Genomic DNA, 14634 nt, shown 5'->3' with positions numbered 1-14634 from the left:
GTATTCCATGCTTAGGAACTGATTTTCCCGATACGATGGAGCGCAGCTTAGGCATGGAACCTTAATGAGAAATTAACCACCCGGGCGGTGTTAATTTCAATCCTGCACGGCGAGAAGACGATAAATGAGAATTCTCATCATTGAAGACGACCCGCTCATTGGCGATGGTATTAAATCCGGCTTACGGCTTCTGGGCTATGCCGTCGATTGGTTCTCCAGCAGCCGGGAAGGCGACCAGGCGATCAGCGTTGTGCACTACGACGCCGTAGTCCTCGATCTTGGCCTGCCGGGCGAAGACGGCGTGTCGCTGCTCAACCGCTGGCGCCGCGAAGGGCGCACCGTGCCGGTTGTCATCCTGACGGCGCGCGAAGCGGTCTCTAGCCGCATCGCGGGCCTGGATGCCGGCGCGGACGATTACCTCATCAAGCCCATCACCCTGGATGAACTGGCGGCACGCCTGCGGGCGGTCACGCGGCGCGTGGCCGGCAAACCCGAACCCGTCTGGCGCCACGGCGATCTCGACTACCACCCAGCTCTCCACGAAGTGCACTGGAAAGGCCAGAAGGTCGACCTCACGACGCGCGAAGCGCTGCTGCTGGAACTGTTCCTGACACATCCGAATCGCGTGCTGACGCGCGACTTTATCCGCGACAAGCTCTACGACTGGGAAGCCGAACTCGAAAGCAATGCGCTGGAGGTGTTCGTGCATCATCTGCGCAAGAAGATCCATCCGAAGATCGTGCGCACCGTGCGGGGGTCGGGTTACGCGCTGGGCCAGGTGGAAGCCGACTCATGACGTTGCAACGCCGCCTGATCATTGCCGTGCTGCTTGCGGCGCCATTCTCGTGGCTCGTCACCATCGCAGGCACGTACTGGCGAGCCGCCCACGAGATCAACGAGCTCTATGACACCGACATGGTGCGCCTGGCGCAACAGACGATCGCGATATCGGCGCTGATCCCGCCTTCCGCCCAGACACAGCCCGCGCGCGCCCAGTTGCCCGCATCGGACACAGCGGGCGATGCCGGCCTTGGCGATCTGTCGGTGGCCATATGGCGCGGTGCGCAAGCCCCTCTGGTGCTGGATCCCGAAGCCATGCAGTTTCCCCGCAACGAAGACCGCGTAGGGTTTGCGGAAAGCATCGTCAACGGCGAACGCTGGCGCCTCTTTTACCTGGACGATCCCTCGGGCCAGACGCGGGTTGGCGTGGGACAGCGCATCGGAGAACGCGACGACCTCGTGATCGCCTACGTGGCGGGGCAGATCCTGCCGTGGCTGTTGGGCCTGCCGGTGCTGATCGCACTGCTGATCTACGCGGTGCGCCAGGCGATGTCCCCCGTGCGCAGGCTGTCGTCCGAACTGGAACGGCGCAGCCCGGACGACGCCAAGCCCTTGCCGCTGTCCGGCGTGCCGGGCGAGCTCACGCCGCTGATAACGTCCATGAATGGCCTGCTTGCGCGGGTCGGTACGCTGATCGAACAAGAGCGCCGGCTGACCGCGGATGCGGCGCACGAGCTGCGCACGCCGCTGGCTGCCGTGCGGGCGCAGTGGGACGTGATGCGGCGCACGCAAGACCCGCAGGCGCTGCAACAGGCGCAGACCAGCGTGACGCGCGGGATGGAGCGGCTGGACCGGCTGGTCTCGCAGCTGCTGACGATGGCGCGATTGGACAATGCCAATCACACGGACTTCGGCGGCGCTGTCGACTGGGGCGGCGTGGCCGAGCAGGCGGTCAGCGACTGCCTCTGGATCGCCAACCGGCGGGACGTGGACATCGCGGTGGAATGGCCCGCGCCGGGCGTGCTGCCGCTGCCCATGGCCGGCGATGCCGACGCGCTGGTCATCATGCTGAAAAACATCCTGGACAACGCCATCCGGTACGGCCCGCGCCATGGCCGGGTGCGTCTGGCGTTCTCGCCCTCGCAAATATCGGTCGACGACCAGGGGCCGGGCGTTGCGCCCGAGGTGCTGCCACGGCTGGGCGACCGGTTCCTTCGCGCGGCCGGCAACGAGGAAGCCGGCAGCGGCCTGGGCGTCTCCATCGCCCGCCGCATCGCCCATGCGCACGGCATGCGCATCGCATTCGCCATGCGCGATGCGCAAAGCGATTTCGGCCCGGGCCTGCGGGTGACGATACGCCGCGGCGCGTAGATGGCAAGCCCGCGCGAAGGCACTAGAATCTGCGCTTCACGTTTCCCTTCAGGCCGGCCCGGACGGCGGCCGCTGGTCTGACCATGGCCTCCACGCCCGCACCGCCACCGCCAACGACAGGCACGCAGCTTTCGCTGCGCGAAGCCCTGCAACAGGCCCACGCCCATTGGAACGCCGGACAGGCGGCCCAGGCAGAGATCCTGTGCCGCCGCATTCTGGCCGCATCGCCAGGACAGGTCGATGCCTCCCACCTGCTGGGCCTGATCGCGCACACGCACGGCCAGCCCGCGCTGGCGCTCGACCTGCTGCGGCACGCTTGCCGGACCGACGCCGCGCCGGCGGTCTACTTCGGCAACCTGGCTGAAATCTGCCGGCAGCAAGGCCTGCTCGCTGAAGGCGAGGCCGCCGCGCGCCATGCCACGCAACGAGAGCCCGGGCTGGTCATGGCGTGGAACAACCTGGGAATCATCCTGCAGGAATCCGGGCGCCACGCCGACAGCGTCGAGTGTCTTGAACGGGTGGCGCAACTTCAGCCGCACAGCCCCGAGGCCCTCAACAATCTCGGCAACGCGTACACGGGCGTGAATCGCCTGGACGAAGCGCGTCAGCATTACGTCCAGGCGCTCGCATTGCGCGGCGACTACGCCGAGGCGCACAGCAACCTTGCCTTCGTGCTGCGCGAACTGGGCGATTACGAGGCCGCGGCAAACGCCGGGCAGCGCGCCATCGAATGCAACCCGCGCCTGGCGAACGCGTACATCAATCTGGCGGAAATCGAAGCGGCGCGGTCGCGGCCCGCGCAAGCGCTGCAATGGACCGAAGCGCTGCTGGCCTTCGCGCCCAGCCATCCGCAGGCGCTTGAACTGCGCACGCGCCTGCGGACGGCATGCGGCTCGCAGGCTGCAACAGCCGAAGCGCAAGACTTGGAAGACTTGGCACGCCGCGTCCGCGATCTGCTGACTGAGCGACAGAACGCCGAAGCCGAGCGGCTACTGCGCGAGAACATGGACCCGCGCGGCGCTCCCGCCGTACTTTGGCGCCTTCTCGGTCTGGCAGTGAAATTTCAAGGGCGCGTTCAGGAAGCCGCTGACATTCAGGCCATGCTCGCCACCGCCATGCCCGGCAACCTGTCCGCCCGATTCGACCTGGCCGAAACGCGCTTGCTGCAAGGGGATTTCGAGCGCGGCTGGACGGAATACCGTTGGCGCTACAGCCTTTCCCATACCGCGGCGATGGACCGCAAGGTGCAGCGGCCGCGCTGGGACGGCAGCCGCATCGCGGGTCAGACGCTGCTCATTCATGACGAGCAGGGGTACGGCGACACGCTGCAATTCATGCGCCTGATCGACGCGGCCCGTGCCCGCAGCGGCGCGCGCGTCGTGCTGGAAGTCCATCCCGACCTGCTGTCCTTCGCCCGGCGCCTCGTCGGCCCGGACGCCTTCCCGCGCGGACAGATCCCCCCGCCGTTCGACCAGCACTGCGAACTGATGTCCCTGCCCATGGCGATCGGCCTGCGCATGGCCGACCTGCCGGGCCAGGTCGGCTACCTGTCAGCCGATGCGGCACGCGTCGAGAAATGGCGCAAGCGGCTGACCGGCTTGCCACGGCCATGGGTGGCGCTGGCCTGGGCAGGCAGGCCCACGCATTCGAACGACGCCAACCGGTCTCTTGCCTTGGCGGACATGGCGCCCCTGGCCGTGCCCGGCATCACGTACCTGGCCATCCAGAAAGGCCCTGCCGCGGCCCAGGCCGCCACGGCCCCGCCCGGCATGAACATCGTGCCGCTGGATGCCGAGATCGCCGACTTTGAGGACACCGCCGCGATCCTGTCCCTGGCCGACCTGCTCGTCTCGGTCGATTCGTCGCCCGTGCATCTGGCCGGCGCATTGAATCGGCCCGCCTGGGTGCTGCTGCCTTTCCTGCCTGACTGGCGCTGGCTGTTGCAGCGGTCCGACTCCCCCTGGTATCCGTCGCTGCAATTGTTTCGCCAGCCCGCGCCGGGCGATTGGAAGCCGGTCATGCACGACGTGGGCCAGGCGCTGGCGACCCGGTTTCAGCGCGGCCAGGCCTGAACATGCGGGCGCAGCCGGCGGCCAAGCCGGCGCGCCCCCAGTGTCAACCGGAAAAAGGCCTGAATTTCGGCATTATTGCGGCCTTTGAGACCGCGCCATCGCCAGTAATGTGCGGGGTGAGATAGTACGCCCCAGCAAAAGGCCGCCTGTCTGCCGTCATACCCTGGCACCGGCCGCGCGGATAGTCCATAGCTCCAACGGTTGCCGCACATTCCAACCGACATCGCCCCAGGCGGGAGCTTGCCTTGAAGCTGAAACACCGAAAAAAACGTACCCCCTCTTTCCCCGTGGCATCCGCGCGAGCCGGCTCGAGGCCGGCGCTTGCCCGGTCGACGCAGATTCTGTCGGGTGTTTCCCTCGTGGCCGCCAGCCTGCTTCCCGGCGTGGTCCATGCCGCGGCGTGCCTCACATTTGGGAACAACACGACGCTCTTCGGCTCCACCGACTGCATCGAATGGACGGGCGGTAACTTTTTGGTCACCGGGACCGGCACGCTCTCCGGCGCCGACATCGGTCTGCACGCCTCCGGCACCATTTCCGGCCGCACGCTGACGAACCTCGGCACCATCGTTGGCACACTGGCGGGCATGCAGAACGACGCCGTTCTGGCTCAGGTGCAAAACGCTGGCCTGATCTGGTCCACCGGAACGGGCGTCACCGTGGCCGGCATCCTGAATACGGGGTCTGGAAGCATCACCAGCGTGGTCAACAATACGGGCGGCTCCATCGCCGGCGCACGCGCCGGGATCTTCAATGAGGGCAGCATCGCCACGATCAGCAATGCCGGGATGATCAGCAGCAACAGTTCCTTCGGCGGCACGATTGCAGCCATCTGGAACGACGGCGGAACGATCACCAACCTGACCAACACCGGCACCTTGCAAAGCGCCAAGATCGGCAGTTTCCTCACGGGGTTCGGTGTGGTCACCGAAAATGGCGCCATCGAAACGCTGCAAAACGAGGGGACCATCGTCGGCCAGCTAGGCATCCTGGCTCAGGACAACGCCCGGTTAGGCACGCTCACGAATTCCGGGACCCTCTCTGGCGACATCGCAGGCATCTTCATGGATGCCAGCACGGCCGGCACCATCACCAACACGGGCCTGATCGTGGGTGCGCCCAGCAGCGCCATGGGCGGGTCGTTCGATGCAGGCATCTACCTGTCCCGCGCCAGCAGCGTAAGCCTGCTCGCCAATAGCGGCACCATCACCGGCCGGAATGCGGCGATCCAGCTCGATAGCAACAGCTATATCAGCACGATCACCAACAGCGGCCTCATCGCGGGCGACCTGACCTCCGCCAGCGCCATCCCCCTTTCCATCGCAGGCGGCAGCGGCAACGTCTTCGGCACCCTTACCGGCGCGAGCGGCGGCCTGGGCGTGGCCGATAAAGGCCTCATCAAGGTGACGGGCGCAAACCTGGTGTTTTCGGGCGGAAACCTGCTGCTGAACAACGACATCGCTGCGGTGGGCCGTTCCGTCCTCAACTATGGCGCGACCCTTCAGATCAACAACCCCATCACCATCACAGGCAACTATTCGCAGACCGGCGGCGGACTGGCCTTCAATGTCGTCGACACCAGCAGCTATGGCTACCTGGACGTGAACGGCTCGGCGGCCATCAGCAGCGCGGCGATCAGCCTGGGCGGCACGGGGTTGGCCAATGGCCAGTCCTACACGGTCGTGCGCGCAACCGGTTCCGGCACCTATGCCAACAACACGGCCTTCGTTTCCACCAACAACGGCCTGCTCGCCCAACTGAGCGACGTGAACGGCGCGCTGACCGTGACCATCGCGCCCGATGCCCAGACCCACTATTGGGACGGCGCCAACACCGTGGCCGACGGCACAATTGCCGGCGGCTCCGGCACCTGGACGGCCAACGGCAAGAACTGGACCTCGACCGACGGCACCGCCAACGGCAAGCTCGATCAGACCGACGTGCGGCCGGTGTTCGGCGGCGCGGCGGGCACCGTGACGGTCGACGCCAGCCACGGCGCAATCGCCGTGAACGGCATGCAGTTCTCCACCGATGGCTACCGCGTCACCGGCGACGCCATCGGGCTGGCGGCGGCCACCTCGGCCATCGAGGTCGATGCCAACACCACCGCCATCATCGATTCCACGCTGAACGGCAGCGGCGCGCTTGCCAAGACCGGCAGCGGCATGCTGATACTGAACGGCGTGAACACCTACTCGGGCGGCACCTCGGTGTCCGCGGGCACGCTTGAGATCGGCGATGCCGCGCATCCCACCGCCAGCATCCTGGGCGACGTGGCCGTCGGCAGCGCCGGCACGCTGCGCGGGCACGGCTCCATTGGCGGCAATGTGACCAACGACGGCGTCGTGCGTCCGGGCGGCTCCATCGGCACGCTGACGATCCTGGGCAATTACACGCAGTCCCCGACCGGCACGCTGTTCGTCGACGTCAGCCCAACGGCTGCTTCGCAACTGAAGGTGAGCGGCACCGCCACCCTGGCCGGCACCCTGAACGTGCTGTACGGCCCGGGCACCTACAGCGCGACGTCCTTCCGCATCGTCGACGCGGCCAGCGTCACCGGCCGTTTCGCGTCCGTGACCAGCAACGCGCCGGCCGAACTGGCGCAAAGCGTGCAGAACCTGGCCGACGGCAGCACCCTCACGCTGGCCGCCAGCGGCACGGATAACGGCGGCGGCACAGATACTGGCGGCGGTACGGATACCGGCGGCGGTACGGACACCGGCGGCGGCACCGACACCGGCGGCGGCACGGACACTGGCGGCGGGACTGTCGTCATTGCCCCCACCAACGCCACGATCTTCGGCGCGGTCGCCTCGGCCGCCATCCGCGAAGGCCAGCGCGTGAACGACACGCTGCTCGCGCGCCTGGGTCAGGATTGCGCGGACGCGGCGACGCCCGCCAATTGCGCGCGTCCCGGCCGCCAGGCCTGGGCCCAGATCGTCTCCAACAGCGTCAACGTGCGCGGCAACGACGACGCGCCCAGCTACAAGGATCGCCATTACGGCTTTCTGGCCGGCCTGGATCAGCAGGTCGGCGCCTGGACGCTGGGCGTCGCGGGCGGCTATAGCCACGTCGATGTGACCGAAGACGAGGCAAGCGGCAAAATCGACACCCTGCGCATCGCCGGCTATGGCAGCCGCCGCGTGGGGGCCGTGACCCTCGCCGCGACGGTCGGCGCCGCCTACGACTTCCTCAAGACGAGCCGGTCCTTCCCCGGCCCTGGCAAGGCCCGCGGCGACACCGACGCACAGGAAATCACGGCCGGCCTGCAAGCCAGCCTGCCGCTGGCCGCCGGCCCGCTCACGATCACGCCGCGTCTCGGGCTGCGCTATCTGTACCTGCACACCGAACGCTTCAGCGAAACGGGCTCCACCAGCCAGAACCTGGATGTCGGCTCGCAGGACTTCAACAGCCTGCAACCGTATGCGCAGCTCGTCGTGGGCCTGCCCTTCAGCATGAAGTCGGACAAGCCCGCCGTCGTCGAGGCCCGCGTCGGCTACGCCTACGAAACCCTGGACAGCAATCGCGCATTCCACGCCACGGCGACCGACGGCACCGGCTTCACGCTGCCCGGCGTGTCGCCCTCGCGCGGCATGTTCTCTGCCGGCATGGGTCTCACGATGCCCGTCAGCAAGGCCATGGATCTGACGGCCAGCTACGACCGGCTGTTCGACACGGGCAACGTGTCGGGACAGACGTTCCAGCTGCAGGCGACGTACCGGTTCTAAAGCGCGGTAAATGAAAATAGGCCCACGCCATGGCGTGGGCCTATTTTTTTGGAATAACGTGCGCCAAGTCGCGTTCTGCCCGGAAGTTTCCGGCGTCAGACCGCGCCCGGCGTTGGCACAGGCCTCAGAACGGCACCATGACCTTCAACGTGCCGCTGTGGCTGCGCACATTCTCGGAAAACTGGCCGTCGTACTGAAGCCGGAAGTCGCCCCCCGCGGCGCGCATGACGTGCAGCCCCGCTCCCACCTTGCCCACCACATCGTCGATGGGCAGCGACGTATCGAACGATCCCGTGCCGGCGGGCGCCCCGCGAAGGCGTGAGGTGGTCGTCCAATCGTCCTTGGACAGGAACGACACGCCCGCGTACACGAACGGCCGCAGCATCGCGCCGTTGGACAGCTTGGCGCGTCCGCCGAACTCGATCATGGGCGACAGGCCCAGGATGAACTGGTCGCTGCCGTCCACCGACAAGGCCAGCGGATTCGCGCCCGATTCCTTGTAGCCCGGCATGCGGGTATAGCTCGCGTCGAAGTCCAGGTACGGCTTCACGTACACGCTCTCGAAGGCGAAGGTGCGGGCGGCGCGCAAACGTGCATTAAAGCCGTAGACGTCGGGGCGGCTGGTCAAGGTGTCCTGATATCCCGCGATGTCGATGTTGCGGTCCATGCGATAACCGCCATAGCCGCCGCCGACCGCGGCCGAGAACACCCACGGCCCTTCCTGGCGCTTGACGACCATGCCGGCGTAGCCGCTGTCGCCATCGCCGCGCACGCTGCCGTCGTTGGCGCGCACCTTGCTGCTTTCGTAGGCCACCGAGCCGCCGACGAACCAGCCTGGACTGACTTCGCGCTGCCCGCCAATCTGGTAGGTCACCGTGTCGTAGTCAAAGCCAGCCGTGCCTTTGCTGCCATCCTGGCTGGTCGCGCGGCCCGTGACCTGGCCCCAGTAGCAGTTCTGCTCGCCCGAGAAGGCATCGACCCCGGTGAACGTGGGGCAGGACATCATCGCGCCCGTGAAATGCCCCAGGTTTGCGGCCGATTGCGCCGCCGGCGCGCTCGTCACGCCCGGCGACAGGCTGGACACGCGGTCGCGATACGTGCCCGCCCCCTGGCGCGAAGCCTGGTCCAGCTGCCCGAAAAGCGGCGCCAGGGCGGAATTGCCGCCTGCATCCCAGATACGCTGAAGCTGATCGGCGACCTGGCGCTGGTTGGCCTTCAGTTGCATCGACGGCGCATTGAAGTCGGCGCCCGCCACGCGGATGCGCGTGGACGGGCCGACCTGGCGCGTGGCGTAATCGAAGACCGGACTGTCGACGGCGCCCACGCTGCCTTGCGAATCGCCCTGCACCGTCAGGACCGTCAGCTCGCGGTTCGGCATCAGCGTCGCGGCCAGCACGTCGACATTGCCATTCAGGTCGCCATTGCCTTGCACCACCATCTGCGAGGCGCGCATCTGATCGAAGTCCACGTCGGCGCGCAGGACGCCGCTGGCGGACTGCCTGAAATTGCCGCTGACGGTCAGGGTCTGGAACTGGCCCGGCGAGCCGATCACGACCAGCCCCGAGTTGATGACGTTGGCCTGGTACGCAGTGGCCGCGTTGGCCACGCCGCCGGACTGCACGTAGTAGTTGCAGGCATTGGTGGAATCGCCGTTGCCGCAATAGACGTTGCCGGAGATGGTGCCGTAGTCGTTGATGGTGAGGAACGACCCCGCCGCCGTGGTCGAATCGCCGTTGAACGTCAACGCCGTGCTGGACAGCGCGCTGAGCGAACCGCCTGCGTTGACGTTGACCACGTTGTCCCGGCCGCTCAGTATCCACACGCCTTTGCCGGAGTTGGAGCCGCCCGACACGCTGCCGTTGATGTTGACCGTGGCGCCCTGCTCGCTTTGTCCGCCCTGGCTTTGCGCCATGATGCCCGTCGCATCCGGACCCGTCACGCTGAGCGTCCCGCTCTGGTTCACGGTGACGCTGCCGGAATTGCCCGTGGCGCTGCTGACCGACCCGGCAAAGCCGGCGTTCGGTCCGCCAGCCAGCCCGCCGCCCCCGCCGATCGACTGCGCGATGATGCCGTAGGCGTTGGCGCCCGCAGTCGTCAGATTGCCGTCGAAGGAAACCGTCACGTTGCCGGCGGTGCCTGAACTGAACGCGGTCGGCAGGAATCCGGCCGCGCTGGTGGTGATCAGCTTGGTCGTGTCGCCCAGGATGCCCCCGCCGTCCGCGATGGACTGCGCCACGATCCCGTGCGCGCCCGCGCCATGCGTGGCCAGCGTGTAGCGCAGATCCACGTTCACGGCGCTGGCATTGGCGTTCCCGCCGCCCAGCACCGTCGTGCCGACGCCGGTCGCCGTGCCGGACGTCACGATGCCGCCGCCCCCGCCGATCGATTGCGCGATGACGCCGATGGCCCGATCGCCATGGGTGTTCAGATTGAGACCGGTGGACAGATTGACCGTGCCGCCCGCGCCGGCCACACCCGCGCCGCCCGCATGCAGGTTGAATCGCTGGCTGCCGGGATTCGCGGCCGAGGCCGTGCTGCCCGCCATCGCAATGCCGCCGCCCCCGCCGATGGACTGCGCCACCAGGCCGTAGGCGCTGTCGCCGGTGGTCTGGATGGCCGCGTAACTGCCGCTCGTGACCGTGATGCTGCCGCCCGCGCCACCACTGCCGCCGGTCGCGCCGGCCCGCAGCGAGCCGTTTGCCAGCGGCGATCCCGTGGCGCCCATGCCGCCCCCGCCGCCGATCGACTGCAAGACGATGCCCATCGCGCCATAGCCGGCCGTGTTGAAGCTGTTTGTCCCGTTGCCGTTCAGGAAGGCGACGATGCTGTTGCCCGCCCCGCCGCTTCCGCCCGAGCCGCCCACCGAAATCGACACGTTCGACGACGAAATGCTGGACGACGCCGTCGACGCGCCACCCGCGCCGCCGCCGCCGCCGATGGATTGCAGGACGGCGGCGTCCGCGTAATCCCCGTACGTATTCGTGGACGCCCCGACGCTTGCGGCATTGGACGTCGTTCCGATCGCGCCGCCATTGCCGCCCGCGCCGCCATTGCCGCCCACCGAGACGTTGAACTGATAGGTCGTGCCGGAGTCGTCCAGCGCGTCGGAGGAATTGTTCTGGCTGGTGCCGCCGACCGCGCCGCCCAGCCCGCCCGAACCGCCGATGCTCTGCACAAGCAGGCCGTCGGCATCGGCGCCATAGGTGGTGACATTGCCATCGCTGTTCAGGTTGATGGCGCCGCCATAGCCGCCGCCGGTGCCGCCGCGGCCAACCGACACGGTAGCCCTGACGTCGGTCGTGCTGTCTTCGCTTTCGCTGTTGACGGCGAGCCCGACCTGGCCGCCTTGCGACGCCCCGCCGCCGCCGCCGATGGACTGCACCAGCACGGCGCGCGCGCCATCGCCGTGCGTGATGATCGTGCTGGCCGGATTGACGGTCAGCGATGCCGTGCCGCCCTGTCCGCCCGATCCGCCGATCCCGCCCACGTTGGCCGTGATCGACACGTTGGCATCCACATTGGGGCTGCGTCCCGTGGCGGAACCCACGCCGCCCGCCCCGCCGCCGCCGCCAATGCTTTGCAGCACCAGCGCATTCGCGGAGTCTCCCCACGTGGTGATGGAACTGCCCGCCAGGCTGAGCGTGGCGTTGCCGCCGTAGCTGCCCGATCCGCCGCTGCCCCCCACCGACGACTGAACCGTGCCGCCGACGGAATCGCCGGTGCCGACCACCGTCGAGAGGGCCGATGCGCTGCCGCCCAGCCCGCCGCCGCCGCCGATGGATTGCACGAGGACGCCTTGCGAATTGGGACCATACGTGGTCAGGATGGAATTGTTGATGGCCGATGACGCGGTGCCGCCCGCGCCGCCCGAGGCCCCGGACCCGCCCATGGCAAACGTGACCGCGACGCCAAAAGACGCGTCCTCGTCTGGCACCGCAATCGCCAGGGCCTTGGCGACGGACGCGCCGCCCGCCCCGCCGCCGCCGCCAATCGACTGCACGACCACGCCGTGCGCATCGCCGTTCGTGGTGCCCGAGGAACCGGTCGTCAAGGTGGCGTTGGACACGTTGCCCGCGGCGCTGCCGCCCGCGCCGCCGTTGCCGCCCGTGCCGCCCACCGCGACGGACATGGCAAAGCCCACGCCGGCGTCGTAGGAAGAGGCTGCCCCGCCGGTTCCCCCGCCGCCGCCGATGGACTGGGACACGATGCCGTACGCATGGTCGCCGCCCGTGGTCAAGGTGTAGCCGTTCAGGCCAACGGTGGACGAGCCGCCGTTGCCGCCGCCGCCGCCCTGCCCGCCGATCACGGCAACCCCGCTTGCCGCGCCGCCATCTCCGCCGCCGCCGCCGATGGACTGGCCCAGCATGCCGATGGCCGACGTTCCGCCCGTGGTCAGCGTGCCGGACTGGTTGATCGTGACCGTGCCGCCGGAGACCGCCGTGCCGCCCGCCCCGCCCAATGCAACGATGCCGCTGCTGACGCCCGCCGTGCCGCCGCCGCCGCCGATGGCTTGCGCCGATATGCCGTGCGAGGACTGCCCGGTGGTCGTGATCGAGGACTGGCTGTTGATGGAAACCGAGCCGCTGGCCCCGCCAATCCCCGCATCCGCGCCGGCATTGCCGAACAGTTCGAAGTTCGCCGTGGTCGTGCCGCCAATGCCGCCCATCGACTGGCCGAGGATGCCGATGGAATAGTTGTTGGAAGTCTGGATGGAGCCGCCGGTGGTCGTCACCGTCACCGCGCCGCCGGCCCCGCCGCTGCCGGCGTTTTCGGGCGTGAAGTCGATGATGCCGCTGCTGGTCTCCACCCCTCCGCCCGCGCCGCCCAGGCTGCTGGCCGAGATGCCGGTGGACTGCACGCCATTGGTGCTGATGGTGGCATTGCCGCTCAGGGTGACGTTCACCGTGCCGCCATTGCCGCCGGCCGCCCCGTTGCTGTCCTCGCGCCCCGCGCCACCATTGCCGCCCTGCGTGATCACGTTGACGCCCGGCAGGTAGTCGCCCGAGGTCGTGACCGACGACCCGCTGTTCAGGGTGACCGTGGTGGTCGTATTGCCGTTGCCGCCGCCGTATCCGCCGATTTCGCCGCTGGTGTTGGTGATCGTCTGCGGACCCATGCCGCCATTGCCGCCCAGGCCGATCACGACAATCCCGCCGGACACCTTCGACAGGCCGGAGGGCTGCACGGTCGAGGTGCTGGACACGGACACCTGACCCGAGTTCACCACCGTCATGGCGCCAAACTGGCCGCCGGTGCCGCCGTTGTCGCTGCCGTCCTCGGATGTCGTGCCGTTGCCGCCCTGGCTCAGGACATACAGGCCGCGCACGCTGCTCAGGGCCGTCCCGCTGACGTTCACCGTCACGGAGCCCGTGTTTGTGATGATCGTCGGATTCGAGTAATTGACCGCGCCGCCGCTGGAACCGCTGCCGTTGTCCAGCCCGCCACTGCCGCTGATGGACTCCGCGCCGATGCCCCATGCATAGCGCGACGTGGAACCGGTGACCGACACGGCCCCGGCATTCGAGATATTGACGATATTGCTTCCGCCGCCATTGCCGCCGACCTGGTCGCCCGTCGCCGCGTTGTCCTGGTTTCCGCCCGTCGCGCCGATGCTGGCGCCGTAGAGGCCCACGCCGCCATAGGGCAGGTTCAAGACGCTGACGTTGCCGCTATTGGTGATGGTGACGGCAGAGCCATCGCCCCCCTGGCCCCCGTTGCCCCCGCCAATCACCGTCTCGTTGGCATTGGCGCCAATACCCCCGACCGACACGCCGTAGATCCCGAACTGCGCGCCCGAATCCGCCCAGATGCCAGGTCCGCTGCCTTGGGTGCTGGAGGTCGGCGCGTTCTGAACGGTGATCGTCCCGCCGTTGTTGTTGATGGTGATGGTGCCGCCGTTGCCGCCGTTCGTCGCATTGTTGCTGGTGTCGCTGGACCCCATGCCGCCCGTCAGGCGAACGAAGATGCCGCCCTGCGGGACGCTCGGCTGCAGCACGGCGCCGTTGTTGACCACCGTGTAGTTGCCGCCATAGCCGCCGATGTTGTCGCCGGTGCCGGCGCTGGCAGTGTTGACGACACTGACCTGCGCACCCGACCCGCCCTGGCTGGACGAAATGGTGCAGGTGGTGGAGTTGGAAGGATTGGTGTCGACCGAAGGACAACTCAATGCCGCGACGGCGGGCTGCGACATGACGAGCCCCACGGCAGTGACGGAAAGCATCTCGCGCCAGTCCGGGGGACGTGGCAGCGAACGGCGTGGTTCCAGTGCCCCAACAACATTGCCCCTGGCTCGCAAAGGTCGCTTTGCGGTCGGCTTTCCCATCGTCTTCCCCTCGGCGCGAACCGTAACAACGGGCCGCATGAGTTTTCTGATTTATTCTGCTCCGGACGTTTTTTACCAGTGAGGCTTGCCTTTGCACAGCGCTGTTGCACTTCAGTCCGCCCGCGTGTTGCCTCGCCGCCATGCGACCATCGCGAACCTGCCAGCCTGGAATTACCTCAAGAATTCGGCTTAATTCCGCGAATGACGGCCGGCGGCCCGGTGATATAGTCCGACCGCCTCATGCGAATGCCGTAGGCGGCATGTCGACCTGTCGTACCCGAACTCTCGGGAGGATCGCCGCCCGGCTCCACCACCACGATTGAATAAGCGCTGCGTCAGTTGTCAGCGAATGCCGGCTCCG

Annotated in this window: 5 protein-coding genes; 4 read left to right on the top strand and 1 reads right to left on the bottom strand. The window is 67.7% G+C overall.

The window, feature by feature from the left end:
* The first annotated feature begins 124 nt into the window (after window positions 1-124).
* The 4 genes from KVT32_RS20500 (at window position 125) to KVT32_RS32630 (ending at window position 7951) form a co-directional block, all read left to right on the top strand.
* The gene (locus KVT32_RS20500) at window positions 125-796 is read left to right on the top strand and encodes a response regulator (protein ID WP_063955380.1); all 672 of its coding nucleotides are present in this window, start codon (window positions 125-127) and stop codon (window positions 794-796) included.
* On the top strand, window positions 793-2151 hold the full coding sequence (locus tag KVT32_RS20495) for an ATP-binding protein (protein ID WP_217618799.1): 1359 nt from the start codon (window positions 793-795) through the stop codon (window positions 2149-2151). Before KVT32_RS20500 ends, KVT32_RS20495 begins: the two co-directional genes overlap by 4 nt.
* Before the next feature lie 83 nt (window positions 2152-2234).
* Complete coding sequence (locus KVT32_RS20490; protein ID WP_217618798.1) at window positions 2235-4223, top strand: tetratricopeptide repeat protein; 1989 nt, start codon at window positions 2235-2237, stop codon at window positions 4221-4223.
* 359 nt (window positions 4224-4582) lie between these two features.
* Entirely contained in the window at window positions 4583-7951 is a 3369-nt protein-coding gene (locus KVT32_RS32630; protein ID WP_217618797.1) for an autotransporter domain-containing protein, read from the top strand.
* A gap of 124 nt (window positions 7952-8075) precedes the next feature.
* Here the strand turns inward: KVT32_RS32630 and KVT32_RS20480 are convergent, their stop codons facing one another.
* On the bottom strand, window positions 8076-14171 hold the full coding sequence (locus KVT32_RS20480) for an autotransporter outer membrane beta-barrel domain-containing protein (protein WP_217618796.1): 6096 nt from the start codon (window positions 14169-14171) through the stop codon (window positions 8076-8078).
* Window positions 14172-14634 lie beyond the last annotated feature (463 nt).

The sequence above is a fragment of the Achromobacter sp. GbtcB20 genome (assembly GCF_019091095.1).
GTDB classification, from domain to species: Bacteria; Pseudomonadota; Gammaproteobacteria; order Burkholderiales; family Burkholderiaceae_B; genus Achromobacter; species Achromobacter mucicolens.
The sequence above is the reverse complement of the archived record's forward strand: the minus strand, read 5'-3'. Positions and strand labels throughout refer to the sequence as shown.

What these genes read in the sequence shown, in the direction of transcription:
- KVT32_RS20490 (WP_217618798.1), top strand. Translation starts at nt 2,235, where the DNA reads ATGGCCTCCACGCCCGCACCGCCACCGCCAACGACAGGCACGCAGCTT.
- KVT32_RS20500 (WP_063955380.1), top strand. Translation starts at nt 125, where the DNA reads ATGAGAATTCTCATCATTGAAGACGACCCGCTCATTGGCGATGGTATT.
- KVT32_RS20495 (WP_217618799.1), top strand. Translation starts at nt 793, where the DNA reads ATGACGTTGCAACGCCGCCTGATCATTGCCGTGCTGCTTGCGGCGCCA.
- KVT32_RS20480 (WP_217618796.1), bottom strand. Translation starts at nt 14,171, where the DNA reads ATGCTTTCCGTCACTGCCGTGGGGCTCGTCATGTCGCAGCCCGCCGTC.